Origin of the sequence: Variovorax sp. PMC12, from assembly GCF_003019815.1 — a bacterium.
In the GTDB taxonomy this organism is placed as follows: domain Bacteria; phylum Pseudomonadota; class Gammaproteobacteria; order Burkholderiales; family Burkholderiaceae_C; genus Variovorax.
Map to the genome: position 1 here is coordinate 939,080 of NZ_CP027774.1, position 24,045 is coordinate 963,124.

The 24,045-nt window shown below is 68.7% G+C and carries 25 protein-coding genes; 13 read left to right on the top strand and 12 right to left on the bottom strand.

All coding sequences use genetic code 11. The features are described 5' to 3' along the window. Positions 1–5: 5 nt before the first annotated feature. From C4F17_RS31700 to C4F17_RS31710, 3 genes are read right to left on the bottom strand one after another with little or no spacing between them, the layout of a single operon-like run. On the bottom strand, positions 6–815 hold the full coding sequence (locus C4F17_RS31700; RefSeq protein ID WP_106938330.1) for an SDR family NAD(P)-dependent oxidoreductase: 810 nt from the start codon (positions 813–815) through the stop codon (positions 6–8). A gap of 22 nt (positions 816–837) precedes the next feature. Next, positions 838–1,236 (bottom strand): PPC domain-containing DNA-binding protein, encoded by a 399-nt coding sequence (locus tag C4F17_RS31705; protein ID WP_081267669.1) that lies wholly within the window; start codon positions 1,234–1,236, stop codon positions 838–840. After that, positions 1,229–1,783 (bottom strand): PCC domain-containing protein, encoded by a 555-nt coding sequence (locus C4F17_RS31710; RefSeq protein WP_106938331.1) that lies wholly within the window; start codon positions 1,781–1,783, stop codon positions 1,229–1,231. The genes C4F17_RS31705 and C4F17_RS31710 overlap by 8 nt, the downstream gene beginning before the upstream one ends. A 120-nt stretch (positions 1,784–1,903) precedes the next feature. Here C4F17_RS31710 and C4F17_RS31715 point away from each other — a divergent pair, with 120 nt between their 5' ends. Next, positions 1,904–2,830, top strand: coding sequence for a LysR family transcriptional regulator (locus tag C4F17_RS31715; RefSeq protein ID WP_081267671.1), 927 nt, complete (start codon positions 1,904–1,906; stop codon positions 2,828–2,830). Between the two features lie 74 nt (positions 2,831–2,904). On the opposite strand, the gene C4F17_RS31720 is transcribed toward C4F17_RS31715, so the two are convergent. The 6 genes from C4F17_RS31720 to C4F17_RS31745 form a co-directional block, all read right to left on the bottom strand. Further along, positions 2,905–3,483 carry a VOC family protein gene (locus C4F17_RS31720; protein WP_106938535.1) on the bottom strand — a complete coding sequence of 193 codons (579 nt, stop codon included), beginning with the start codon at positions 3,481–3,483 and terminating at the stop codon, positions 2,905–2,907. Between the two features lie 38 nt (positions 3,484–3,521). Next, the gene (locus C4F17_RS31725; protein ID WP_106938332.1) at positions 3,522–4,526 is read right to left on the bottom strand and encodes a zinc-dependent alcohol dehydrogenase family protein; all 1,005 of its coding nucleotides are present in this window, start codon (positions 4,524–4,526) and stop codon (positions 3,522–3,524) included. Positions 4,527–4,528: 2 nt separating this feature from the next. Further along, positions 4,529–5,107 (bottom strand): amino acid synthesis family protein, encoded by a 579-nt coding sequence (locus tag C4F17_RS31730; protein ID WP_081267673.1) that lies wholly within the window; start codon positions 5,105–5,107, stop codon positions 4,529–4,531. A 21-nt stretch (positions 5,108–5,128) separates the two neighbouring features. Continuing rightward, a complete protein-coding gene (locus C4F17_RS31735; RefSeq protein ID WP_081267674.1) occupies positions 5,129–6,100 on the bottom strand; it encodes a tripartite tricarboxylate transporter substrate binding protein in 972 nt (323 codons plus the stop codon). 91 nt (positions 6,101–6,191) lie between these two features. Continuing rightward, positions 6,192–7,052, bottom strand: a complete 861-nt coding sequence (locus C4F17_RS31740; protein ID WP_106938333.1) for a fumarylacetoacetate hydrolase family protein — start codon at positions 7,050–7,052, stop codon at positions 6,192–6,194. A 310-nt stretch (positions 7,053–7,362) separates the two neighbouring features. Next, on the bottom strand, positions 7,363–8,085 hold the full coding sequence (locus C4F17_RS31745) for a GntR family transcriptional regulator (RefSeq protein ID WP_081267675.1): 723 nt from the start codon (positions 8,083–8,085) through the stop codon (positions 7,363–7,365). Between the two features lie 36 nt (positions 8,086–8,121). Here C4F17_RS31745 and C4F17_RS31750 point away from each other — a divergent pair, with 36 nt between their 5' ends. Then, on the top strand, positions 8,122–8,700 hold the full coding sequence (locus tag C4F17_RS31750) for an NADPH-dependent FMN reductase (protein WP_234383067.1): 579 nt from the start codon (positions 8,122–8,124) through the stop codon (positions 8,698–8,700). Positions 8,701–8,874: 174 nt separating this feature from the next. Next, entirely contained in the window at positions 8,875–10,401 is a 1,527-nt protein-coding gene (locus tag C4F17_RS31755; protein WP_106938335.1) for a GGDEF domain-containing protein, read from the top strand. A gap of 15 nt (positions 10,402–10,416) precedes the next feature. On the opposite strand, the gene C4F17_RS31760 is transcribed toward C4F17_RS31755, so the two are convergent. Next, complete coding sequence (locus tag C4F17_RS31760) at positions 10,417–11,223, bottom strand: IclR family transcriptional regulator (RefSeq protein ID WP_199852008.1); 807 nt, start codon at positions 11,221–11,223, stop codon at positions 10,417–10,419. Positions 11,224–11,354: 131 nt separating this feature from the next. Between C4F17_RS31760 and C4F17_RS31765 the strand changes: the two genes are divergently transcribed. Genes C4F17_RS31765 through C4F17_RS31805 form a run of 9 tightly spaced genes read left to right on the top strand, consistent with a single transcriptional unit; the run spans position 11,355 to position 19,808 of the window. Further along, complete coding sequence (locus C4F17_RS31765) at positions 11,355–12,341, top strand: Bug family tripartite tricarboxylate transporter substrate binding protein (protein WP_081267807.1); 987 nt, start codon at positions 11,355–11,357, stop codon at positions 12,339–12,341. 6 nt (positions 12,342–12,347) lie between these two features. After that, on the top strand, positions 12,348–13,268 hold the full coding sequence (locus C4F17_RS31770; protein WP_106938336.1) for an amidohydrolase family protein: 921 nt from the start codon (positions 12,348–12,350) through the stop codon (positions 13,266–13,268). After that, complete coding sequence (locus C4F17_RS31775) at positions 13,265–14,251, top strand: Bug family tripartite tricarboxylate transporter substrate binding protein (protein ID WP_106938337.1); 987 nt, start codon at positions 13,265–13,267, stop codon at positions 14,249–14,251. Before C4F17_RS31770 ends, C4F17_RS31775 begins: the two co-directional genes overlap by 4 nt. Before the next feature lie 41 nt (positions 14,252–14,292). Beyond that, positions 14,293–14,982 carry an RraA family protein gene (locus tag C4F17_RS31780; RefSeq protein ID WP_081267680.1) on the top strand — a complete coding sequence of 230 codons (690 nt, stop codon included), beginning with the start codon at positions 14,293–14,295 and terminating at the stop codon, positions 14,980–14,982. Next, entirely contained in the window at positions 14,979–15,920 is a 942-nt protein-coding gene (locus tag C4F17_RS31785) for an NAD(P)-dependent oxidoreductase (protein ID WP_106938338.1), read from the top strand. The genes C4F17_RS31780 and C4F17_RS31785 overlap by 4 nt, the downstream gene beginning before the upstream one ends. 37 nt (positions 15,921–15,957) lie before the next feature. Then, positions 15,958–16,938, top strand: coding sequence for a Bug family tripartite tricarboxylate transporter substrate binding protein (locus C4F17_RS31790; protein WP_106938339.1), 981 nt, complete (start codon positions 15,958–15,960; stop codon positions 16,936–16,938). Between the two features lie 46 nt (positions 16,939–16,984). Then, complete coding sequence (locus tag C4F17_RS31795) at positions 16,985–17,941, top strand: tripartite tricarboxylate transporter substrate binding protein (RefSeq protein WP_106938340.1); 957 nt, start codon at positions 16,985–16,987, stop codon at positions 17,939–17,941. A gap of 7 nt (positions 17,942–17,948) precedes the next feature. After that, on the top strand, positions 17,949–18,836 hold the full coding sequence (locus C4F17_RS31800; protein WP_106938341.1) for an amidohydrolase family protein: 888 nt from the start codon (positions 17,949–17,951) through the stop codon (positions 18,834–18,836). A gap of 30 nt (positions 18,837–18,866) precedes the next feature. Next, positions 18,867–19,808 (top strand): SMP-30/gluconolactonase/LRE family protein, encoded by a 942-nt coding sequence (locus C4F17_RS31805; RefSeq protein WP_106938342.1) that lies wholly within the window; start codon positions 18,867–18,869, stop codon positions 19,806–19,808. A gap of 12 nt (positions 19,809–19,820) precedes the next feature. Here C4F17_RS31805 and C4F17_RS31810 read toward each other — a convergent pair whose 3' ends face one another. Continuing rightward, positions 19,821–21,815, bottom strand: coding sequence for a phosphatase PAP2 family protein (locus C4F17_RS31810; RefSeq protein WP_106938536.1), 1,995 nt, complete (start codon positions 21,813–21,815; stop codon positions 19,821–19,823). 250 nt (positions 21,816–22,065) lie between these two features. Beyond that, positions 22,066–22,689, bottom strand: a complete 624-nt coding sequence (locus tag C4F17_RS31815) for a TetR/AcrR family transcriptional regulator (protein ID WP_106938343.1) — start codon at positions 22,687–22,689, stop codon at positions 22,066–22,068. Positions 22,690–22,833: 144 nt separating this feature from the next. Here C4F17_RS31815 and C4F17_RS31820 point away from each other — a divergent pair, with 144 nt between their 5' ends. Further along, on the top strand, positions 22,834–24,042 hold the full coding sequence (locus C4F17_RS31820; protein WP_106938344.1) for an efflux RND transporter periplasmic adaptor subunit: 1,209 nt from the start codon (positions 22,834–22,836) through the stop codon (positions 24,040–24,042). Positions 24,043–24,045: the final 3 nt, after the last annotated feature.

Below are 24,045 nucleotides of genomic sequence, written 5' to 3' on the forward strand. Positions count from 1 at the left end.
GCTCCTCAGGCGTGGTCGGCCTGCGCGGTGGCCGCGCCCCGGCGCAGCGTCGGCAGGCCGACGCCGGCGGCATCGAAGCCGCCGTCCACCGCAATCACCTGGCCATTGATGAAGCTCGCCGCATCGCTGCACAGGAAGCCCACCGCGTTGGACATTTCCTCGACGCTGCCGTAGCGGCCCAGGGGAATGGCGTCGACGTAGTCGGAGCGGATCGCCACGCTGTGCACCAGCTTGGCCATTTCGGTCTCGACCGGGCCGGGCGCGATCACATTCACGCGCACGCCCGCATTGCCCAGCTCCACCGCGTACTGCTTCGTGAGGTGGATGAGCGCCGCCTTGCTGGTGCCATAGGCCACGCGCAGCGTGCTGGCGCGCAAGCCCGAGATCGACGCCACGTTCACCACCGCACCCTTGCCGGCTTCGACCATCGAAGGGCTGAATGCCTGCGTGCAGAGGAAGGCGCCATCGAGGTTCGTGCCCATCACCGAACGCCAGTCGGCGAAAGAGGTGTCCGCGATGCGCTTGAACACCGCGACGCCAGCGTTGTTGACCAGCGCATCGACGCGGCCGAAGCGGCCGGCGACGGCCTTGGCCGCGGCGGCTACCTGCGCCGCGTCGGACACGTCGCAGTGCACGCCCAGCACGCGATCGGGCAAGGCGAGTTCGGCGACGGTCGCATCGAGCGTGGCGTGGTCGTTGTCGAGCAGCGCGACGTGGTAGCCGTGGGCCAGGAACCACTGTCCGATGGCAAGGCCGATGCCGCGCGCGCCTCCGGTGACGACGGCGACGCGGGGAAGGAAGGGGGTGTCTGTCATGGTTACCTTGGGGTTTTCGAAATCAGGAATCTTCGGAAGGAAGCCACTCTTCGAGCGTGATCTCGAAGGTGACGCAAACAGCGTTGGCGCCGGCCACGAACGGACCGCCATGGACCCGGCCTTCGGTGTCGGCGACCACGCCCGTGAGGGCCGCGCGCAGCGTGCCGTCGGGCTGCAGGCGCACCTCGCCGGCCAGGCTCACGATTTCCACGGCGGGGCCGCGGACCACCTGGCACGCGCCGTCGGGCCGCTCCAGGCATGCGTCGATCAGGCTGCCGAGCGCACCGCGCACGAAGGCATGGCGCATGCCCTGGGCCACGCAGAGTTTTTCCACGCTCTGAACCAGGTCTTCATTGGGGCCGATGCGCGCGTAGGCCACGCGGCCCATGCGGCCGCGCTCCACCAGGCGAACGTCAGCCATGGGCCTCCGCCCGCGCCTGGGGGCGCATCAGCGGCATGCGCGTTTCTTCGTCGTAGGCCACGCGCAACTCGAAGCTGTCCAGCGCGGTCACCACCACGGTGACGGCACTCCGGCCGACCAACGTGCGTTCGGCCAGGATGTGCCCGCCGCGCACGCGCCCGTCGACTTCGCGGAACACACCATGGCAATGGACGATGGGGCCGCCGTCGGCGCGACGGCCCATCGTGGCGTTGCCGAAGATCAGGCGCGCTCCGCGCAGCGCCTCCGGGGCGCCGTAGGTCGCGAGCACACGGCCGGCGGGATCGGGCAGCGCCGTGCAGAAGCTCAGGTGTTCGAGTTCGCCGTCGATGAGCGTCATCGAAGCGCTGGCCACGTCTTCGGCGGCCAGCGCCTGCACCAGGCTGTCGTGCAGCGTGCGTCCCGCGGGGAGCGACAGCCGGAAGTGCCTGCCCTTGTCGGCATGCATGTGGGCGATCCGCACAGGACCGTAGGGGCCAGGGTGAACCACGGTCCGTGCTCGTGGCAGGGCCGTCGCTTTTTCGGTCATCTCTTTGTCTCCTTGGGGTCCGGCAGCGGGTAGCGCCGGCGTCCTCGGAGCAAAGTCTAGGATCGGACATCCATAGCAACAAATCTACAATTCATATCGATCAATACAGGATTCAGATCGATGGAACTGCGTCACCTCCGCTGCCTCGTCGCTGTGGCCGAAGAGCTTCACTTCGGCCGTGCCGCGCAACGCCTGCACCTGTCGCAGCCGCCGGTGAGTCTGGCCATCAAGGAGCTGGAAGACGAACTGGGCGTGGCGCTTTTCGAGCGCACGTCGCGTCGCATCGCGATCACGCGTGCGGGCGAAGACGCACTGCACGACGCGCGCGCCGTTCTCGCGGGCATGGAAACCATGCGCCGCCGCGCGCAGGACGGCGCGGCCGGCATCATGGGCTCGATCGCCGTGGGCTTCATCAGCCTTCCCGCCTATTCGTTCCTGCCGCCGACGCTGCGGCGTTTCAACGAGGCGCACCCCCGGGCCAGTGTGGCGCTGCGCGAAGGCATCACCGAGCAGATCGTCTCGGACGTCGAGGCCGGCCACCTCGACGTCGGCATGGTGCTGCAGCCGTCCGACATGCCGGCCACGCTCGGCTCGCGGCTGGTGCAGAAGGACACGTTGATCCTAGCCCTGCCCGAAGCCCACCCGCTCGCGGGCACGGGGCCGGTGGCCCTGGAGAAGTTCTCGAGCGAACGCTTCCTGGGCTTCGAGCGCCACATCGGCCCGCAGATGTTCGATGCCATCGTCGCGACTTGCATGCGCCGCGGCTTCAGCCCGCTGATGTTCCCTGCGCGGCAGATGAATACCATCGTGAGCCTGGTGTCGGGCGGCGTCGGCATTGCGCTGGTGCCGGCATGCGTGAAGGCGCTGCACCGTGAAGGCGTGGTGTACCGGTCGCTCAAGGGCGAGAAAACCTACGTCGACACGCTGGTGGTCTGGCGCAAGTCGGACGAGTCGCCGTTGGTGAAAGCCTTGCTCGCCTTGCTGCCGGACGAAGGCGCCAGCCGGCGCGCAAGGGCGGTTCCTGCGGAGACGAAAGGCAGGCTCTGAACATCGCCAGGGGCGTCATCCTTGTCCAGGAGCCCTGTCGCCCGGCTCGCCGGTTACCGCTGGACCGGCGCCGGCTAACGCTGACGCTCGCCGTCGGCCTTCGATGCGCGCAGTGCCGCGCTTCGCTGCGCGAACAAGGCGGCCCATTCCTGTGCGGGCATGAAGCTCGGGTCCGAGCGCACCACGCGCTCGGTCTGCGCCCAGATCGCTTCGTCGGTCTCGTCGAGGTCCAACGGATCGCCATGCGGCTGGCTGACGTACCACGGTGTGTCGAGGTAGACCTCGACCGTGTTGTCCTCCGGGTCCATGCAGTAGATGGACAGCGCGTTGCCGTGGTTGAGGCCGCGCATCTTCGTCGCGCCCAGCGACAGCGCGCGCCGGCGCGCTTCGCGCAGGTGGTCGATGGTGTGGATCTTGAACGAGAGCTGCATCACGGTGCTCGGCGCATCCGCGCCGCGGCCGCCCGCCAGCACCAGCTGGTGGTGCTGGTCGTCGCGTCCGCTGAGGAACACCAGCTCGTAGCGGAAGGTGCCGCCGACACCGCGGTCGGTCTCCTGCATGTCGAACACGCCGGTGTAGAAGCGCTTCATCACCGCGAGGTCGCGGCAGAAGATGCCGCAGTGCGACAGGTTGGGAATGTAGGGTGTGCTCAAGACGGTCTCCGCCGGTTTCGGGTTCGTCGGTTGGGGGTTCACGGAACGAGGACAAGCTTGCCGAGCGCGCCGCCGCGGTCGAGCAGCTCGTGCGCATGCCGCGCCTCGGCCAATGGCAGGCGGGTGGCGCGCGGCGCGCGCACCCGGCCCGCGGCCATCAGCGCGATGGCCTCCTCCATCAGGCCACGCCGATGCGCGATGTCGCTGTCGACGGTGTGGATGGAGAAGGTGCGGATCGCCAGGCTCTTGCCGAGCAGCTTGCGCAGTTCGTCGAACACATCGCCCGCGGGCGGGCCCGCGAGGATGTTGTAGGAGACCGCCATGCCGAAAGGCGCGAGGGAGCGAAGGCAGGCGATGAAGAGCGCGCCGCCCACGTGGTCGAAGGCCAGGTCGGCGCCGCGCCCGCCGGTGAGCGCCATCACGCGTTCGGGCAGCGTGGCAGGGTCGCCGTCGATGACCTCGCTGGCGCCGTTGTCCAGCGCGAAGGCGCGCTTCTCGTCGGACGAGGCGGTGCCGATCACGCGCAGACCGCGCGCACAGGCCACCTGCGCCACCGCGGTGGCCACGCCGCCCGCAGCCCCTGGCAGCAGCACGGTCTGCGCGGGCAGGTTGCCGTTGCTCGCCAGCAAGGCGATGGCCAGCTGGAAGTTGCCCAGGCTCACGGCGTCGTCGAAGCCCAGCGCCGGCGGCAGCACGAAGGGCGCAGCCTCGCTCACGCAGATGCATTCGGCGTAGCAGCCGCCGCGCTGCGCGAGTTCGCGCGCGCTCACGAGCACGCGCTGGCCCACCGACAGCCGCGTGACGCCGGCGCCGACCGCGTCGACCGTGCCCGCCATCTCGTTGCCCGGAATGGCCGGCAGCGGCGGCATCCACTTGTAGGTGCCGTTGCGGATGAGCACGTCGGGCCCGCCCGCGCCGATGGCGGCCGCCCGAACCCGCACTTGCCCCGGGCTGGGCTCGGGCAGCGGCAGGTCCACCAGCCGCAGGACTTCGGGGCCGCCCGTCTCGGACAACTGCACGGCGCGCATGGTTTGCGTCGCCATGCTCAGCGCTGCCCGTCGTTCACGCTGACCTGCTCCTTGGCGAGGCCGCCCAGGCGCGAATGGATGCGCCCGCCGTCGGCCATCACCAGCGCGAAGAGGATCTCGTCGGGCCGGGGAGCGTCCTGGATGCCGACCTCGACCGTGTTGAAGTGGCTGCGCACGTAGGCTGCGTGGATGTAGTGCAGCGGCACCATCAGCCGGTAGCCGGTGGCGGCTACCGCCTTGGCCGCGGGCACGATGGCCTTGGGCTCGCCCAGCACCTGGCGCATGGCCCAGCCGCCGGCCTCGTGCCAGACAGCGCCGTGCTCGAGTTCCCCGTTGACGCCGACGATGGCCGCCTTGCTGTAGGCCTCGACGTTCTCCTTGCCCAGCGTGGCCACCAGCTCTTCGGCCAGCGCGGTGCCAAGGCTGCGCAGTTCCGCCATGAAGGGCAGCAGGTCGGGCTCGTAGCGGCCGGCATAGGGGTTGCGGATGACGGCGCACGCGGCGGCGATACGCAGCGGTTTATCGGGCGGCGGCCCGCCTTCATGGAAAACGGTCTCGACGGTGAGGCTTCGCTTGCGCAGCGCGATCAGTGACATGGCATTGCTCTTTCGTTCATTTCATTGCCTGGGAATCTTTGCATCGGCGACCACCTGGGTCCACTTCTCGAGTTCTCGCGCGACCAGCGCCTTCATTTCCTCGGGCGTGCTGCCGCGTGCCTCGCCGCCCATGTCTTCCAGGCGCTGGCGCACCGACGCGGCCTGCAGCGCATGCAAGGTCTCGGCGTTGAGCCGGTCGACGATGGGGCGCGGCGTGCCCGCGGGCGCCAGCACGCCGGCCCACGAACGCACGTCATACCCCGGCACGCCCTGCTCCGCAACCGTCGGCACCTTGGGCAGGCCCGGCCAGCGTTGCGGCCCGGTGGCGGCCACCGCGCGCAGCCTGCCGGCCTGGATGTTGGGAACCACCGCCGTCGGCGGCGCGATGATGAACGGCACCTCGCCGCCGAGCAGCGCGGTGACCGCGGCCGCGTCGCCGCGGTAGGGCACGTGCATCATCGACACGCCGGCCATCTTGGTGAGCAGCTCGCCCGCCAGGTGGTGCGTCGAGCCGATGCCGGCGGTGCCGTAGGCGACCGTGCCCGGCGCGGCCTTGGCCGACGCGAGGATCTCCGCGAGGCTCTGCACCTTGGAGCTGGCGTTGACCACGATCAGGAACGGAAAGTAGGTGACGGTGGACACCGCCTCGAAGTCGGCCACTGTCTTGTAGGGCAGCGTGTTGTACAGCGCCCCCGCCACCGCGTGGCCGCCGGTGGCCAGCAGCAGCGTGTAGCCGTCGGGCCTGGCGCGCGCCACGGTGGCCGCGGCGATGGTGCCGCCCGCGCCGGCCTGGGCCTCGACCACCACCGGCTGGCCGAGGGTCTTGCCCATCTCGACGCCGATGGCCCGGGCGATCGCGTCGGCGTTGCCGCCCGGCGCGAAGCCCTGGTAGAGCTTCACTGGACGTTCCGGGTAGCCTTGCGCGAAGGCACGGGCGGCCGGCCATGCGGCGGCCGTCGCCGCGCACGCGGCGAGAAGGGTTCTTCGTTTCAAGTGTGTCTCCTGAGGCGGCGCCCTTTGCGGGCGTCTCGCACGATTGCGGTGGGGCGTTGCGCGGCGATGCGGCCGTTGCAGGCGGGTTGCGTCAGTCCTGCGCGACCACGGGGTTGCGCAGGAGGCCCACGGCCTCGATCTCGACTTCGACCACGTCGCCCGGCTTCATGAAGCGCGGCGGCTTCTTGCTCCAGCCTACGCCGGCCGGCGTGCCGGTGATGAGGACGTCGCCGGGCACCAGCGTGAAGATGGTCGACGCATAGGCGATGAGCCGCGGAATCGAGAAGATCATGTGGCCCGTGTGGCTGGACTGAACGACCTCGCCGTTGAGGCGCGTCTCGAGCCTGAGCTCGCGCCCCGGCGCAATCTCGTCGGCCGTCACCATCCACGGACCGAAGCCGCCGGTGGACTCGAAGTTCTTGCCCGAGGCAATCTGCTTGGCGTGGAACTGCCACTCGCGCACGCTCCCGTCGTTGTAGCAGCTGTAGCCGGCCACGTGCTTCCACGCGTCGGCCTCGGCGATGTCGCGTCCGCCCTCGCCGATGATCACCGCGAGCTCCCCTTCCCAGTCGAGCGACTCGGACACGCGCGGACGCACGATCGGACCTTCGTGCGGTGTCTGCGAGCGCCAGACGCGCAGGAAGATCGGCGGCTGCTCCGACAGCTCGCGCTGCATGCCGGCGGCCAGCACCTCCTGGTGGTGGTCCATGTAGTTGCGCACGGCGCACACGATCTTCTCGGGCTTGGGAATCACCGGCAGGTAGCGCACGTCGGACAGCGGCGTGTCGGCCGCGAGCCCCTCGACCAGCGCGTCCCGGCGCGCGAAGTCGGCGCTGGCGATGAAGTCGGCCAGCGTCGCGTGGCCGGTACGCGCGGCCAGATCGACCACGCCGCCTTCGACGACGGCGCCCCAGGTTTCGCGGCCCGCGAGCGAGTAGGACATCAGTTTCATGCGTTGCTTCTTTCGGATAGGTACGTTGCACATCGGGCCGCCGTCGACCCGTCGAATGCACAGATTAATGCATGAAGGTATTTTTGTGCATAAAAATAGATTGATGCATAGTGGTTTTTACCGACGGCCTGGCGAGCGCGCGCGGCTTCGCGCCGCGTGTCGGGAACGCGGGGCGCGAGGCTGAAAAAAAGGAAAGAAGCAGATTCCGGGATGGCGTCAAGCCACCGGCGAACGCGCGCGCCGCACGGGGGCGTCGCGTTCTCTCCGCGTGCAGGCGGCTGCACGCGGACGATCCTGGCGCGGCGGCGCGCTAGTTCTTGTCGGCGCGCTCGGCGGCGCCCAGCACCGCCATCACATTGCGCTCGGTGCTGAGGATGTGTTCTTCGAGCAGTGCGCAGGCCGTCTTGGCGTCACGGCGCAAGGTGGCGTCCATGATCTTGCGGTGCTCGTTCGACTTGCGCCGCGCCGTCTTGCGAAAGCGCGCGGAATAGCGGCGGTAGCGCTCCGCCTGGTCGAACAGACTCGCGCTCCAGGTGCGCAAGCGCTCCGAAGGGCAGGCCGCCAGCAGCGCGGCGTGGAAGGCCGAGTGCAGCTGGGTCCAGTCGTCGTCCAGCACCACGGGCCCGTCGCCGAGGCGGCCTTCGATCTTCTCGAGCCGGTGGTAGGCACCGACCACCGACGCCTCCCATGCGTCGTCGCCGTTCGCGATGGACTCGCGCAGTGCCTGCACGTCGAGCATGACGCGCATGCGGGTGATGTCCGCGAGGTCTTCGGGCGAGATGTCGGCCACGCGGAAGCCGCGGCGTTCGTCGGCACGGATCAGCCCCTCCTGCGCCAGCCGGCTGAGCGCCTCGCGCAGCGGGCTGCTCGAAAAGCCGTAGGCCGTCTGCAGCTCGTCGAGCTTGAGCTTCGCCCCGGCGCCGTAGGTGCCCGAGAGCACGTCCTGGCGCAGCCGGATGAAGGCCTGGTCGACGAGCGGGAGCGCGCGCTCGGCGGTCGATTCTTTTTTGTACATGTTTTCAATTTTATGCATAAACTCGCGCCGCTTGAAACAGAGGAACACCCCGCTTTGAACGACACCACCCACTCCACCACGCGACTCGTCGCCATCTCCGGCAGCATTCGCCGGGCCTCGAACTGCACGGCCGTGCTGCGCAGCCTGCAGCCGCTGCTGCCACCGCATGTGGCGCTGGAGATCGTGCCGCTGGACGACATTCCCATCTACAACGCCGACCTCGACGGCGACACGCCGCCCGCACCCGTGGCACGCCTGAAGAGCGCCATTGCGGGCGCCGACGGGCTCGTGCTGTGCTCGCCCGAATACAACTACGGCATGCCGGGCGTGCTGAAGAACGCCATCGACTGGGCCTCGCGACCCGGCTTCGCGTCACCTCTGAAAGGCAAGCCGGCGCTGGTGATGACGGCGTCGCCCGGTACCGCCGGCGGCGTGCGCGCGCAGGCGCAGATCCGCGATGCGCTGGCCGCCACGCTGGCCCGCCCGCTGGTGCGCCCGCACGTGGCCATTGCCAATGTGGCCTCGCGCATCCAGGACGGCCGGCTGGTCGACGCGGCCACGCTGGACTTCATCGGGGCGGCGCTGGCCGAGCTGCTCGAGGAGATCGCGCTGCTCGCCGGCGCACGCCGATAGTCACGCCGGCTCCTGCCCGGGCGCGCTTCCGGTCAGGTAGTAGATTTGATCAACAACCTGTCCGCGACATATAAACGCGCGATGGCGCCCCCTGTGGCGCCAGTCTCCCTGGTCAGGCATCGCCGCGCATTTCCGCCAAGGTCCTGCACGGCAGCCATCGACAACAAAAGCGTCATGCCCCCGCGTCCCTGCTCACAGAGACTTGCCACGTTGGCAGGTCATCACCCTTTGATCGTCGGTGGGCTGGGGACGCTCCTGACACTTGTCGTGCTGTCCATCAGCGTCCTCACGCTGTGGGCGGACCGGGAAACGGCCGTCGAACATGCGCACGGGATGTCGAAGAACGTCGCAGCCGTTCTGGCGAGCAACATCTCGCGGACCGTCGAATCGGCGGATCAGTCGCTGCTCATGCTGATCGCCTCCTTGGACAAACCCATTGTGCGAAGCCTGAGTCCGGAGGTGCGGCACGAATTGCTGTTCGGCTCGACCGTCTCCGCCCGCTATGTCACCGGCATGGGCGTCACGGACGACAAGGGCCAGCTCATCGACGGTTGCTGCTCCAGCACGCATCGTTGGGATTTCAGCGACCGCGACTACTTCACCGCGCATCGCGATGCCACGAACCTCGGCCTCTATGTCTCGTCGGCCTATCGGGCACGCGCGCGCGAAGGCGTTGAGGCCATCGCGCTGAGCCGAAGAATCAACCGCCCGGACGGGACTTTCGGGGGCACCGCGCTCGTCGCCATCGACCTCGACTACTTCAAGCACTTGCTGGACGACCTGGAAATCGGCCCGCGCGGCGTGGCGGCGATCGTTCGCACGGATGGCACCCTGGTTGCAAGAAACCCCGCTCCGGGCAAGGCGCTCACCCACGACCTGAAAGGGTCGCCGACGTTTCCGCGCATGGTGAATCGGGAGTCCGGCTTCTATGCGGCGTCCTCGGTCATCGATGGAACGATTCGCCTGTACACCTTCCAGCGCGTGCCCGGAACGCCGTTCATTGCGGTGATTGCCCCGGCCTTGGACGATGCCCTGGCGTCCTGGAAACGGCTGTCGTGGATCGTCGGTCTTTCGTCGCTGCTGGTCAGCAGTGCCTTCTGCGCCGGCGTGTGGCTGCTCGCGTTCGCGCTGCGAGGCCGGGTGATCGCGGAGCAGCACCTGAGGGAGCTGACCCAGACCGATTCCCTCACGGGCCTGAAGAACCGGCGCGCGCTCGACCTGGCGCTGGAGAGCGAATGGGACCGCCTGCAGCGCGGCGACGGTTGCCTGTCCGTGCTCTTCGTGGATGCGGACAATTTCAAACGCTACAACGACGAGCATGGGCATGCCCATGGCGACGTCGCGCTCCAGCATCTTGCCAACTGCATCGCAAGGCACGTGCGGCGACGCGGCGATGTTGCGGCACGGTATGGCGGAGAGGAGTTCATGGCCGTTCTGCCCGACACGGACGAAACAGGGGCCATGCGGGTCGCCGAGGCCATACGCGCCGAAGCCGAGGGCTCCCGCCCCAACGATGGCGCGCAGGACCTAGCGCCTCTCACCGTGAGCGTCGGTTGTGCCACGGCACGGCGATCGAACTCCGCGTCGCTCGATGCATTGACGAAAGCAGCGGACACCGCGCTCTACCAAGCCAAGCGAAGCGGCAAGAACTGCATCGTCTGGACGTCGGTCGAGGCGACATCCCCGACTCGCACAAAGTGATGGAGATGGCGCGGCCTACGGATGCCAGGTCGAGACGACGGCCGGCGTCTGCGCCGTGGGGCGGCCGGCCAACGCATAGGACAACTCGTTCGCCGCTTTCATGATCGTCTTCGCGTGGCCGATGAGCTTGGCTTTCGGCAAGCGGTCCGCCGGCCCGGAAATGCATACCGACCCGAGCAAGGCCCAGCGCAGGCCGAAGACCGGCGCCGACACCGTCGCCACGTTCTTCTCGCGCTCGCCGATGGAAAAGTGATAGCCCTTCTTGCGGATGTCCTCGTACAGCTTTCCCTGCTCCCCGGAAAACGCGAGGATCACCCGCCCCGGCGACCCCAGCTCCAGCGGAAGCATCGCGCCCATGCGCGCGTGATGGCGGATCGGCTGCGGTCCCTCCACGCGCGCGAGGCAGGTGCGCGAATTGCCTTCGCGCACGTAGAAGGCCGCGCTCTCGCCCGTGGCCTGCGATAGCGCAAGGAGCATCGGCTCCACCACGTTGTTGGCGTCGAAGCTGGCCTGGTAGCGGGCACCGAGCCAGCCCGCGGCAGGCCCGAGCCGCCATTCGCCGTCGTCGCGCTGCACCACGTAGCCGGCCAGCGCCAGCGTGCGAAGCAGCCGCAGGATGGTGGTCTTGTGCATGCCGGTGCGCCGTGTCAGCTCGGCCAGCGAAAGCCGTTCGTCCTGCATGCCGAAGGTGTCGAGCAGTTGCAGGGCGCGGGTGACCGCGGTCACGCCGCCTGTCGTTTCGAGATCGGCTTCGCGCGGGACCTCGACGACTTCGGTCGGTCGCCTGCGCCTTGTCGTCCCGGCACTTTCCTCAACAGTCATTTTGTTTCACTGGATGGTTCATGGTCCGCCTCATGAACCACCATTGTATGGCGCGAAACGCAAAACCAAAATCGCTGCATGCCCTGGAGCCCGTCTGCCAGGCACTCATCGAACGATTCGGAGACACCTACATGCGTAACTCGAGCCACAGCTCAATTTCCCGCCGTGCAGCGCTCGGCGCCGCCCTCCTGCTCACCTGCGGCATGGCCCTGGCGCAGGCCTATCCCTCGCGTCCGATCCGCCTGATCGTGCCCTTCCCGCCCGGCGGCGGCACGGACATCATTGCCCGCGAAGTCGCCAACAAGGTCGCGACATCCGAAGGCTGGACCATCGTCATCGACAACAAGCCGGGCTCCGGCGGCAACATCGGCGTCGATGCCGCGGTCAAGGCCAGCCCGGACGGCTACACGCTGGTGCTGGGCCAGACCAGCAACCTCGCGATCAACCCGTCGCTGTACGCGAAGCTGCCGTACGACCCGGTGAAGGACCTGGCGGCGGTGGGGCTTGTCGCGTCGGCGCCCCTGGTCGTGGTGGTGTCCGCCGCATCGCCCTACAAGAAGCTCGCGGACGTGGTTGCCGCCGCCAAGGCCAAGCCCACTTCGCTCAACTATGCGAGCTCGGGCAACGGCACCGTGGCCCACCTGGCCACGGAGCAGTTCCAGAAGGCCGCCGGCGTGCAGTTCACGCACGTCCCGTACAAGGGCGCCTCGCAGGGCCTGACGGACCTCGTCGGCGGCCAGATCCAGATGTACGTCTCGTCGGTGCCGACACTGATCGCCCAGATCAAGAGCGGCCAGCTGCGCGCACTGGCGGTGACCTCGCTGCAGCGCAACAGCGACCTGCCCGACGTGCCCACCGTTGCCGAGTCGGGCTACAAGGACTTCGAGGCCGTGACGTGGTTCGGCGTCGCCGGCCCTGCCGCCATGCCGAAGGACGCCATCGCCAAGCTGAACGCCGCATTCAACAAGGCCCTGGCGACTGACGAGGTGAAGAAGAAGCTGGTCGCGCAAGGCGCGGAAGTGATGACCGGCACGCCCGAGAAGTTCGCCTCGCTGATCCGCACCGACGGCGTGCGCTGGAGCGCGATCGTCAAGTCGTCCGGCGCCAAGATGGATTGACTCCGCATGGCCGCGATCGATGCTTCGTGCGCGAATGCGCTCATCGCTCCGTTCTCCGCGGGGCGCGGCCGCACGCCCGTCGACGTTCCGCCCGGTGCCTGCGACTGCCACGTGCATCTGTACGACGCGCGCTATCCCGCGGCGCCCGCTGCCACGCTGCGGCCGCCGGACGCCAGCGCGGCGGACTACCGCCGGCTGCAGCGGCGCACGGGAACGCAGCGGGTCGTGTTCGTGACGCCTTCGACCTACGGCACCGACAACGGGCCGCTGTGCGACGCACTTGCCGCCTTTGGAACGCAGGCGCGCGGCGTGGCCGTGGTCGACGAACGGGTCAGCGATTCCGAACTGGAGGCGCTGCACGCCCGCGGGGTGCGGGGCATCCGCCTGAATCTGTCGCTGGGTGTCGTGAATTCGGCCTCGCAGATCGAACCGCTCGCGCGCCGTGTCGCGCCACTGGGCTGGCACCTGCAGCTGCTTGCACCCGCGCACGCGTGGAGTGACCTCGCAAGCGTGCTGGGCGATCTGCCGGTGCCGGTCGTGTTCGACCATTTCGGCCGGCTCGCGCCCGCCATGGCAGGCGTGCACCCGTCGCATGCGCTGATCCTTCGCTTGCTCGAGGAGCGCCGCGCCTGGGTCAAGCTGTCCGGCGCCTACATCGTCAGCGAGCGGGGCGCGCCGGGGTACGAAGACGTGGCCGCACTGGCACGCGGCTTCCTGGAAGCCGCGCCGGATCGCGTGCTCTGGGGCAGCGACTGGCCGCACGCATCCGCCAGCGCCGGCCACCAGGCCATGCCGGACGACGCACAGCTGATGGCGCTGCTCGCCGGCTGGACCGGCACACGCCGGGCGCTGCACCGCGTGCTCGTCGACAACCCGGTCGCGCTCTACGGCTTCGACCGCCCCACCACAACTCTGGAGACTCCATGATCCGCATTCATCGGCGCCGATTCGGCGCGCTGGGCCTGGCCGCGCTCGCCGCCGTGTCGTTGCCCGTTCTCGCTCAAGGCCAGTGGCCCACCGGCAAGCCCATCACCTGGGTGGTGCCGTACCCGCCGGGCGGCACCACCGACATCCTCGGGCGTGCCATCGCGCTGCGCCTGGGTACGTCCCTGGGCGCCACGGTGATCGTGGACAACAAGGCAGGCGCCACCGGCACGATCGGCTCCGCCTTCGTCGCGCGTGCGGCACCCGATGGCTACACGCTGCTGGGCACATCGATCGGCCCGCAGGCGATCGTGCCCAACCTGCTGCCGAAGATGCAGTACGACCCGGTCAAGGCCTTCGCGCCGGTGTCGCTCATCGGCACCATCCCGCATGTGCTCGTCGTCGGTGCGAACCAGCCGTTCCGGACGGTCGCGGACCTTGTCGCGCAGGCGAAGGCGCGCCCCGACGAGATCTCCTTCGCCTCCGGCGGCAACGGCACGGTGCTGCAGATGCAGGGCGAACTGCTGCGGCTGCAGACGGGCGCGAAGCTGACGCACGTTCCGTACAAGGGCGACACGCCGGCCATCCAGGACGTCCTGGCAGGCCATGCCACCTTCATGTTCGCGCCGGTGGCCGCCGCGCTGCCGCACATCCAGAGCGGCCACCTCAAGGCGCTGGCCGTCACTTCGGCGGCACGCCTGAAGGCCCTGCCCGATGTACCGACCATGGGGCAGGCCGGCTTCAAGGACTTCGTGGTGGAGCAGTGGCAGGCCGTCTACGCGCCGGCCGGCACACCCGCGCCGGTGGTCCAGCGCCTGCACGACGAAATCGTTCGCCAGCTGAAGGACCCCGAGATCGTCGCGATGGCCGACAAGCTCGGCGTCACGCTGGTGGGCAGCACGCCGCAGCAGCTCGCCGACACCCAGAAAGCCGACCTGTCCAAGTGGGCCAAGGTCATCAAGGACGCCGGCGTCAAGCCCGACTGAACTTCATTCCATTTCCTCTTCCTTTCCCTGAAAGCACTCCCATGTCCTCGACCCTTCCCGACATCATTCGCAACTTCGAGCGCGTGCCCGCGAACATCGTGGCGCAGGCCGCAGAGTTCCAGCCGGCCATCCTCGCCGACGTGGCCGGCCGCCGCGGCGCGCTCGACGGGCGCATCAAGGCCCTGCGCCCACGCATGAAGTTGGCCGGCACCGCCCTCACGGTGGAAGTGCGCCCCGGCGACAACCTCATGATCCATGCAGCCATCGCCATGGCAAAGCCCGGCGACGTGCTCGTGATCGACGGCAAGGGCGACCTGACCTCGGCGCTGATGGGCACGATCATGATGACGGCCTGCAAGAAGCTCGGCATTGCCGGCGTGGTGATGGACGGGGCCTGCCGCGACAGCCTCGAGATCGACGAGATGGACTTCCCCGTCTTCAGCGTGGGCACCAATCCGAACGGTCCGACGAAGAACATCGGCGGGCGCATCGGGCACCCGGTGTCCATCGGCGGCGTGACGGTGCGTCCCGGCGACTTCGTGATCGGCGACGGCGACGGCGTGGTGGTGGTCGAGCGCGAGAAGATCGAATCGCTGCTGCCGCTGGCTGCCAAGAAGGTCCGCGACGAGGCCGCGCGCATCGCCGCCATCAAGGAAGGCGACACCGCGGCCAAGTGGCTGGACTCCGCTCTGCGCGCGGCCGGCGTGCTGAAGGAAGGCGAGACGCTGTGACCGCGACCAACGCAAGCTCCATCCTCGTGACCGGTGCCGACCTGGCGCAGCAGGCACTCGCGCTGCTCGAAGGCCATGAGATCGTCTACGCCGGCAAGACGCCGACCGAGGACGACCTGGTCGCCCTTTGCCGCGCGCATGATCCCGTGGCCATCATCGTGCGCTACGGCAAGGTGGGCGCGGCCGTGATGGACGCGGCACCTTCGCTGAAGGTGATCTCCAAGCACGGCAGCGGAACCGACACGATCGACAAGACCGCGGCGCAGCAGCGCGGCATCGAGGTGGTGGCGGCCGTGGGCGCCAATGCGGCCGCGGTGGCCGAGCAGGCGCTCGCCCTGCTGCTGGCCTGCGCCAAATCAGTGGTGGCGCTCGACGCGCGCATGCATGCCGGCCACTGGGACAAGGCGACGCACAAGAGCCTGGAGCTCGGCGGGCGTACCATCGGCCTCATCGGCCTGGGCGCCATCGGCCTTCGCTTCGCGCGCATGGCCGACGCGCTGGGCATGCGGGTGCTGGGCTACGACCCCTACGCCAAGAACCTTCCGGCTTACGTGCAACCCGCGGACCTGGCGACCCTCTGGGCCGAGTCCGACGCCGTGTCGCTGCACTGCCCGCTGACCGACGACAACCGCGGGCTGCTCAATGCCCGCACACTGGCGCAATGCAAGCGCGGCGTGATCATCGTCAACACGGCCCGTGGCGGGCTGATCGACGAAGACGCGTTGCTGGCGGCCGTGCGTTCGGGCCAGGTCGCCATGGCCGGGCTGGACAGCTTCGCGGTCGAGCCGATGACGCCCGGCCATCCGTTCCAGGGCGAAAAAAACATCGTGCTCAGCCCCCACATCGGCGGCGTGACCAGCGATGCTTACGTGAACATGGGCGTCGGTGCGGCAAGGAACCTGCTGCAGGTGCTTTCGCGCCAGGCGGCGACCGCCTGAAGCATGGCCGCCGCCGCTCGAAAAAAAGGAGACAGAAATGAAGAGGAACAGAAGCATCCGCGGCGTTGCGGCTGCCTTGGGGCTGCTGACGGTGCTGGCTGCACAGGTGCACGCACAGGCATGGCCCGCCAAGCCGGTGCGTGTGCTCGTGGGCTTTTCCGCGGGCGGCCCGACCGATGTGGTGGCGCGTGCCTTCGCCGACCACGCATCGCGTGCGCTGGGCCAGCCGTTCATCGTGGACAACAAGCCCGGCGCGAACACGATCCTGGCGGCCGAGGCCGTCGCGGCGGCGCCGGCGGACGGCTACACGCTGCTGCTGGGTGCGACCAACCACACGATGATTCCCGCGCTCTACAGCCAGCGGGTCAAGTTCGATGCGGTGCGCTCGTTCGCGCCGGTGTGTTCGCTCGCCGTGAGCCCCACGGTGCTGGTCGTCGGCCCGTCGATGCCGGTCACCTCCTTCGGGGCGTTCCTGCAGGCGGTGAAGGCGGAACCCGGCAAGCGCACGTATGCCACGCCGGGCTCCGGCAGCTCCGGGCATTTCGCGAGCGCGCACTTCACGCAGCTCACGGGCACGTCGATGAACCACATACCGTACAAGGGTGCGGCGCAGGCGACCACCGACCTCATGGGCGGGCAGGTCGACAGCTCCTTCGCCACGCTGGGTTCGGTGCTCACGCAGGTGCAGTCCGGCAAGCTGACGGCCCTGGCCGTGGCGTCGCCCAAGCGCTCGGCGCTGCTGCCGAACGTGCCGACCTTCGAGGAAGTGGGCGTCAAGGGCTACGCGGCCGACGCCTGGTACGGCCTGCTGGCGCCCGCGAAGACGCCGCCGGAGGTGCTGGCCGTCCTGCGCCGTGTCGCCACCGAATTCGCACAGTCGCCGGCCACGCGGGAGAAATTGCGCTCGCTCGGCATGGAGGCGCAGAACACCTGCGGCGATGCCTTCGGCGCGCAACTGGCGCGCGAGGTCAAGCTGTACGGCGAACTGGCCCGCTCGCTCGACCTCAAGACCGAATGAAAACGCTGCGCCCTGCCCGCAGCCGCCACCACACATCGGAGACAACATGAAATTTCTCGTCCGGGGCGTGTTCGCCCTGTGCCTGTGCGCCGCCGCGCTCGCCCACGCCGCCTATCCCGAGCGCCCCATCACCCTCGTCGTGCCGTATGCGCCCGGCGGCTCGGCCGATGCGCTGGCCCGTGTGCTCGCGGTGCGCGTCGGCCAGAAGCTCGGCACCAGCGTGATCGTCGACAACCGGCCCGGCGCCAGCGGCACCATCGGCGCGGCCTTTGCCGCCAAGGCCACGCCCGACGGCTACACCGTGCTGTACGACGCCACGCCGTACTCGATCAACCCGCACCTGTTCCCCCGCATGCCGTATGCGAGCAATGCGCTGCAGCCCCTGGCGCTCGTGGCACTGGCGCCGAACATCGTGATCGTGCGCGCGGAGTCGCCGCTCAAGAGCATCAAGGATCTCGTGGACAAGGCCAAGGCCGAGCCGGGCAAGATGAACTACGCATCGGGCGGCAGCGGCACCGTGCAGCGGCTGGCGGCGGAGCTGCTGCGCCAGCGGCTGGGCCTGGACATGGTCCACGTCGGCTACAAGAGCGGCGGCCCCGCCATCGTCGACGTGATGGGCGGCCAGGTCGACTTCATGTTCAGCACCATCGCCGCCTCGTACCCGCTGGTGTCGTCGGGCAAGCTGCGCGCGCTGGCGGTGTCGTCGCCGCAGCGCTCGGCGCGCCTGCCGGAGGTGCCGACCCTGGGCGAGACGGTGGTCCCCGGCTACGAGGCGTATGAATGGAACGGCCTGCTGCTGCCCGCCGGCACGCCCGCCTCCATTGCAGACAAGCTCCACAAGACGGTCGTCGAAGTGCTGAAGGAAGACGATGTGAAGCGCCGCTTCGTGGACGTCGGCGTGCAACCGGTGGGCTCGACGCCGGCCGAGTTCGCCGACTTCCTGAAGAAGGAAGATGCGAAATGGGCGGACGTGATCCGCAAGGGCAACATCAAGCTCGACTGAAAACGCCATGAACAACGTGCCGGACTCTCGACCGGTTCCTCATTCCGTCGGCATCGACCGGCCCGCGCATGACTTGCCGCCGGATGCCTGCGACAGCCACATGCACATCTTCGATCCGCGGTTCGCGCCGTCGCCGCACTGGACGCGCCAGCCGCCGCACGCCGATGTGGCGGCCTATCGCCGGTTGCAGCAGCGGCTGGGGACCTCGCGCACGGTGGTGGTCAATCCCTCGACGTACGGCACGGACAACGCCTGCACGCTCGACGCACTCGCGCAACTGGGCGAGCGTGCACGCGGCGTGGCCGTCGTCGGCCATCAGGTGGCCGACAGCGAGCTCGATGCGCTCGCGGCGCAGCGCGTGTGCGGCCTGCGCGTGAACTTCGTCACTCCGCAGTCCTGGGGAACGACCACGCCGGAGATGCTGACCACGCTGGCCCGCAAGGTGGCCCGCCTGGGCTGGCACGTCCAGGTCTTCGTTCAGCCGGAGCAGCTGGTGGCGCTGGCCCCGGTGCTCGCCGCACTCCCGGTGCCGCTGGTCATCGACCACATGGCCCGCATCGATCCGGCGGAAGGCGTCAAGGGCGAGGCCTATGCGGTCGCGCGCCGGCTGCTGGACGGCGGCAACACATGGATGAAGCTGTCGGGCGTGTACATGCGATCGCGCGACGGGGCGCCCGCCTACGGCGACGCATTCGAGCTCGGCCGCGCGCTGGTCACCGCCGCGCCGGAGCGCCTGGTGTGGGGCAGCGACTGGCCCCACACCACCGAGGCGCCGGACACCGTCAACGATGCCGACCTGGCCGACGTTCTCGCGGCCTGGTGCGACAGTACCGCGGTGCGCGACCGCATCCTGGTGGACAACCCGGCGAAGCTCTACGGCTTTGCGGCCGCTTGAGCCGCAGCACCGCCTTCCCAGGAGACCGATATGTACTTTCTGCAAGCGCCCCAGGTGCTGGAACTGCAGACCTTCACGACCATGCCCGCGTCGCTGCGCCGGCCGCAGCGCAGTGTCTGGGCCGACGCCAACCGCGGCGGGCAGCCGACCGACTCGTTCCTTGAAGGGCCGGTGTTCGACGACGCCGGCAACCTCTACGTCTGCGACATTCCCTTCGGCCGGATCTTCCGGATCGACCCGGCCGGCGCATGGACGCAGGTGGCCGAGTACGACGGCGAACCCAACGGCATGAAGTTCATCGACGCCCACACCCTGCTCGTCACCGACTACAAGAACGGCCTGATGCGCGTGGACGTGCAGACCGGGCAGATCACGCCGCACCTGCAGCGGCGCAACACCGAGAGCTTCAAGGGCGTGAACGACCTCGTGCTCGACGCCCAGGGCAACATCTACTTCACGGACCAGGGGCAAAGCGGGCTGCACGATCCATCGGGCCGGCTCTACCGGCTGCGCCCGAACGGCCAGCTCGACCTGCTCCTGTCGAATGTGCCCAGCCCCAACGGCGTGGCCCTTTCGCCGGACGGCAAGGTGCTCTACCTGGCGGTGACGCGGGGCAACTGCGTCTGGCGCGTGCCGCTGCTGGCCGACGGGAGCGTGGCCAAGGTGAGCCAGTTCTTCACTTCGTACGGGCCCAGCGGCCCCGACGGGCTCGCGGTCGACACGCAGGGCCGAGTGCTGGTTGCGAACCCCGGGCTGGGCTACGTCTGGGTGCTCAACACGCGCGCGGAACCCGTCATGGTGCTGCGCGGTCCTGCCGGTGCCTCGACCACCAACATCGCCTTCGGCGGTCCGAACCGGTCCACGCTGTTCGTGACCGACTCCACGCATGGGAATGTGCTGACGCATTCCCTCGACACCCCGGGCGTCGAGCTGCACCCTTCCCGCTTGAAGAAGAGGCAGTCTGTCGACTAGATCAACGGGAGGTCATGCGTCGAAGCGCACGACGAGCTGCGTGCCCGTGTAGGTCGGCGTGACCTTGAAGCCCGGTGCGTTGATGGCCGAGAAGCGGCCGGTCAGGGTACCGCTGCTGATGACGGTGAGCGTGTCGCCCGCGCTGGGCGCAAAGCCTGGCTTGAAGCTCAGGTTCAGCGTTCCGTCGAGGGCGGCCACACCCGCCACGCTCAGGCGGCCCGCGCCGTTGCCGCCCAGGTTCAGCTGCAGCGTCGTGCCCGCCAGCTGCGTGTAGGCGCCCGCCATCGTGACCGTCGAAGCGGCGTTGCAGACGAGCGTGCCGCCACCGACGTAGACGTTGCCCTTGCCGAAAGCCGCAGCCGCGTCTGCCTGCAGCGAGCCTTCCATCAGCTGCGTGCCGCCCGTGTAGCTGTTGCTGCCACCGAGCGCGAGCGCGCCGCTGCCCTTCTTGGTGAGCTTGCCGGCGCCGGAGATGTTGTTGCGCCAGCTGTCCAGCGCATTGAAGCCGCCGCGGCTGGCGTCCATGGTCACGACCACGTCGCCGTTGAAGACGCCGTAGCCGTCGGCCGCGTCGAACAGGTTGAGGCGGCCCCAGCCTTCGGGGTCGTCCATCACCGGGTAGCCGGAGGCCACGGCCGTGGTCTTGAGCACCACGCGGCGCTGCGTGGCATCGAGGTACGGCAGGCGCGTTTCGAGCAGCACTTCGGCGCCCTTGGGCACCACTGCGGGCTTGGTCGTATCTGCCACCGGCTTGAAGCCGAAGGTCAGGCGGCGCAGGTAGTCGGCCTTGCTCGCGGCATGGTCGGCAAAGCGGTCGGCCGCGGCGCCCTGCGAATGGGCGAAGCTGTTGAAGGCGGCGGCATCGCTGGCGCCCACCGCGGTCATCAGCACGCTCTGCGCCTGGGCATAGGTCGCGCTCTTGCGCGCGGCGTTGGCGCCGGTGGCCAGGCTCGCGGCCGCCACGGCCTGGCCGTGCAGTCGTCCGCCGACCACGTCCAGCGGCGAATGCATGCCGGCCAGGATGCGGTTCTCGCCGAGTTCGAGGCCGCGCGCCACCATTTCCTGGAAGCGCTGCGGCACGACGTAGGCGGAGGCGATGGCATCGCGCACCGCCTCGGCCGTGTGGCCGCTCACGAAGCCGCCGTCGGTGGCGGGCGTGCCGCTCTTGGCGGGTTCCAGCGCGGGCACCACCTTCACGCTGCTGCTCCAGCGCCAGGGACGTGCGTACTTGTAGAAGCGCTTGGCGGGCTCGGTGGAACCGTTCTCGCCGATGTTCTTGAGCAGGTCGACCACCGTGCCGAAGGCCGGGTTCGCGGCACCGCCCACGCCCACGTCGTTGCCGCCGTCGTTGTAGAGCACCGTGGTGGCGTCCGGTGCGATGCCGGTGATGGTGGTGACCTGCTGCGTGGCCGCGCGCCAGGCGCTGGTGAGCGGGCCCATGCCGTCGCTGATGCTGTAGCCCTTGCCGCGGCGGTCGTCCAGGTAGGCGGCCAGCTCCTGCGCGCTGGTGCGTGCGTTGGTGGCGTCGACGACGTACTGGATGTTGCTGTTCAGCACCCCGCTGTTGAGGATCTTGCCGTCGGAGGCGTCGCCCGGAATGCCGCTCCACGTCGACTGAACGACCGCCGGAAAGCTTCCCTGCGCCGGCGCCGACACGCCCGCGTCGACCAGCAGCGTGCTGGGCTGCCAGAAGTCGAGGAAGCCGGCCACCACGCGCACGCCGGCATTGGTTTCCTTGGTCGCGTAGCGCGCATCGCCACGCTGGTTGGTCGCGACGTTGTCGACGAAGGGCGGAATCGCGGCCGTGTCGGGCACGGGCGCGGTGTCCGTGAAGCCCAGGTCCTTCGGAGGCCCGGCCACCACGACGGCGGTCGGATTCGTGGTGGCCGGCGTGCCCGAGATGGGAAACGAGACACCGTCGTTGCTGCCGCCGCCGCAGGCCGAGAGGCACAGGGCCGCGACGAGGGTGATGGCGAAGGGGCGGGCGTAGGGAAAGAGATGCGGCATGAGGAAGTGGATGGAGGAAATGAAGGCGCGGGGCTCGGCATGTCGGCCCTCTGCGGCCACGCGCAATCTAGGGGGGCAAGAAGTCATTGCCGTGAACGGCAGGCCCATATCGCACGGCTGTGATGAAGCTGCGACAGCCCCTCGATCCGGACGGCCGTCGGGTCAGGCGCCGGTCAGGGTCGCTTCCTGCCATCAATTGGCAGTTGAATTGAAACAAGCGCTTGCCAGGAGGCGTGCCTGCCTGCCGTCCTCACTCGGCAGGCCGGCCCTCCGCGGCGTATCCGCCAAGAAACACCTGCACGGCGCGCCGCGTCGCCTCGCGAAGCTCCTTGCGTGTCAGCGGTCCCTGGATGCCGATCAGGCTCGGCTTGACGGTCTCCGAATCCAGAAGGCTCATCAGGTGGTGTGCCGCCACGACAGGGTCGGCCGTTCGCAGCCGGCCCTTTTGCATCTGCTGGCCCAGGAAGTCCGCCATTGCGGTCACGCCCTTCCTGGGCCCGCCTTCATAGAAGAGCCGGCCTATGTCGCTGCGGCCGGATTCGGCGATCACCGCCCTCTGCGCCTGGATGACCTCTTGCGAGCACACCACGGCCAGGATCTTCTCGCCGAACCGCTGCAGCACCTGGGCGAGGTCGTCCTCGCCCTCCTGCGCCAGCGCCGTGAAGATCGGATCGAAGTGCTTGCTTGCGGAGGCGTGGATCACCGCAACGAACAGTTCTTCCTTCGAGCTGAAGTAGCCGTACAGGGTCGCTCTGGAGCCCCCCACGCGGGCAGCGATCTCCACCATCGAGGCGCCCTCGAACCCCAGCTCCCTGAAAACTTCCGATGCCACCTGGACGATGGCGTCGCGCTTGGCTTCTGTCTTGACCCGCATACCGTGTGCCTCCTTATTTTTGTACACGTCTGACTATTTTAATTGACACCCTCCTGAAGTCAAAATACATTTCAGTACAGCACTGTCTATTTATGAGTCGGCGAGACAAAGCAACGTCCCGTCGTTTTTCCCAGGAGAATCGCGATGCGCCCCCCTCTGACCTACGGCCTGACATTCCTCACGGCCGTCATGTCCACCTGCATGCTCGTGGCCTGCGGCAAGCCGCCGGGCGGCCCGCCTCCGGCGGCCGACACCCCTGAAGTCGGCGTGGTCACGGTGCAGCCGCAGCGCGTGGCCATCACGACCGAGCTGCCAGGGCGCACCGTGCCCTTTCTCATCGCCGACGTGCGCCCGCAGGTCGGCGGCATCGTCAAGACCCGCCAGTTCCGCGAGGGCAGCGACGTGAAGGCCGGCGAGGCGCTCTACCAGATCGATCCCGCCACCTACAAGGCGACCTACGACAGCAATCTCGCCGCGCTCGCCAAGGCGCAGGCCAGCCTGGTGACCACGCGGCTCAAGGCCGAGCGCTACAAGGAGCTGGTGGCCATCAAGGCCGTGAGCCAGCAGGACTACGACGACGCCGCCGCTTCGCTGCAGCAAGGCGAGGCCGACGTCGCCTCGGCCAAGGCCAATGTCGAAACGAGCCGCATCAACCTCGCCTACGCACGCATCGACGCGCCGATCTCGGGGCGCATCGGCAAGTCGTCGGTCACGCCGGGCGCATTGGTCACGGCCAGCCAATCGACCGCGCTGGCCACCATCCAGCAGCTCGACCCGATCTACGTCGACGTGACCCAGCCCAGCGCCGCGATGCTTCAGCTCAAGCAGGCGATGGCGCGCGGCGACCTGCAGAAGAGCGGCGCCAATGCCGCGAAAGTGCGGCTGCTGCTGGAAGACGGCAGCACCTACCCGCTCGAGGGCAAGCTCGAGTTCTCCGACGTCACCGTGGACCAGAACACAGGCGCGATCACGCTGCGCGCGGTGTTCCCCAACCCCGACGCGGATCTGCTGCCCGGCATGTACGTGCGCGCGGTGCTGCAGGAAGGCGTGAAGGATCAGGCGCTCATGGTGCCGCAGCAGGCGGTGTCGCGCGACGGTGCCGGCAAGCCCGTGGCCTATGTGGTGGACGCCCAGCACAAGCTGCAGCGGCGCGCACTCGAGACCGAGCGCGCCATCGGCGACCAGTGGCTGGTGCGCAGCGGCCTGAAGGCCGGCGACCAGCTGGTGGTGGACGGCCAGCAGCGCGCGGCGCCGGGCGTCGAGGTGAAGACGGTGCAATGGAACCCCAAGTCCGTGCCAGGCACCGAGACCGCCAAGGCAGCTCCGTCCGAGCCTGCCGGCGCGGCCAACTGATCG

Bases quoted from the DNA above. Each gene is read 5' to 3' on its own strand.
- C4F17_RS31760 (WP_199852008.1), bottom strand. From the start codon at position 11,223: ATGACTGTTGAGGAAAGTGCCGGGACGACAAGGCGCAGGCGACCGACC.
- C4F17_RS31705 (WP_081267669.1), bottom strand. From the start codon at position 1,236: ATGGCTGACGTTCGCCTGGTGGAGCGCGGCCGCATGGGCCGCGTGGCC.
- C4F17_RS31770 (WP_106938336.1), top strand. From the start codon at position 12,348: ATGGCCGCGATCGATGCTTCGTGCGCGAATGCGCTCATCGCTCCGTTC.
- C4F17_RS31755 (WP_106938335.1), top strand. From the start codon at position 8,875: ATGCCCCCGCGTCCCTGCTCACAGAGACTTGCCACGTTGGCAGGTCAT.
- C4F17_RS31815 (WP_106938343.1), bottom strand. From the start codon at position 22,689: ATGCGGGTCAAGACAGAAGCCAAGCGCGACGCCATCGTCCAGGTGGCA.
- C4F17_RS31800 (WP_106938341.1), top strand. From the start codon at position 17,949: ATGAACAACGTGCCGGACTCTCGACCGGTTCCTCATTCCGTCGGCATC.
- C4F17_RS31810 (WP_106938536.1), bottom strand. From the start codon at position 21,815: ATGCCGCATCTCTTTCCCTACGCCCGCCCCTTCGCCATCACCCTCGTC.
- C4F17_RS31730 (WP_081267673.1), bottom strand. From the start codon at position 5,107: ATGTCACTGATCGCGCTGCGCAAGCGAAGCCTCACCGTCGAGACCGTT.
- C4F17_RS31795 (WP_106938340.1), top strand. From the start codon at position 16,985: ATGAAATTTCTCGTCCGGGGCGTGTTCGCCCTGTGCCTGTGCGCCGCC.
- C4F17_RS31745 (WP_081267675.1), bottom strand. From the start codon at position 8,085: ATGCATAAAATTGAAAACATGTACAAAAAAGAATCGACCGCCGAGCGC.
- C4F17_RS31805 (WP_106938342.1), top strand. From the start codon at position 18,867: ATGTACTTTCTGCAAGCGCCCCAGGTGCTGGAACTGCAGACCTTCACG.
- C4F17_RS31725 (WP_106938332.1), bottom strand. From the start codon at position 4,526: ATGGCGACGCAAACCATGCGCGCCGTGCAGTTGTCCGAGACGGGCGGC.
- C4F17_RS31775 (WP_106938337.1), top strand. From the start codon at position 13,265: ATGATCCGCATTCATCGGCGCCGATTCGGCGCGCTGGGCCTGGCCGCG.
- C4F17_RS31790 (WP_106938339.1), top strand. From the start codon at position 15,958: ATGAAGAGGAACAGAAGCATCCGCGGCGTTGCGGCTGCCTTGGGGCTG.
- C4F17_RS31780 (WP_081267680.1), top strand. From the start codon at position 14,293: ATGTCCTCGACCCTTCCCGACATCATTCGCAACTTCGAGCGCGTGCCC.
- C4F17_RS31740 (WP_106938333.1), bottom strand. From the start codon at position 7,052: ATGAAACTGATGTCCTACTCGCTCGCGGGCCGCGAAACCTGGGGCGCC.
- C4F17_RS31700 (WP_106938330.1), bottom strand. From the start codon at position 815: ATGACAGACACCCCCTTCCTTCCCCGCGTCGCCGTCGTCACCGGAGGC.
- C4F17_RS31710 (WP_106938331.1), bottom strand. From the start codon at position 1,783: ATGACCGAAAAAGCGACGGCCCTGCCACGAGCACGGACCGTGGTTCAC.
- C4F17_RS31715 (WP_081267671.1), top strand. From the start codon at position 1,904: ATGGAACTGCGTCACCTCCGCTGCCTCGTCGCTGTGGCCGAAGAGCTT.
- C4F17_RS31820 (WP_106938344.1), top strand. From the start codon at position 22,834: ATGCGCCCCCCTCTGACCTACGGCCTGACATTCCTCACGGCCGTCATG.
- C4F17_RS31765 (WP_081267807.1), top strand. From the start codon at position 11,355: ATGCGTAACTCGAGCCACAGCTCAATTTCCCGCCGTGCAGCGCTCGGC.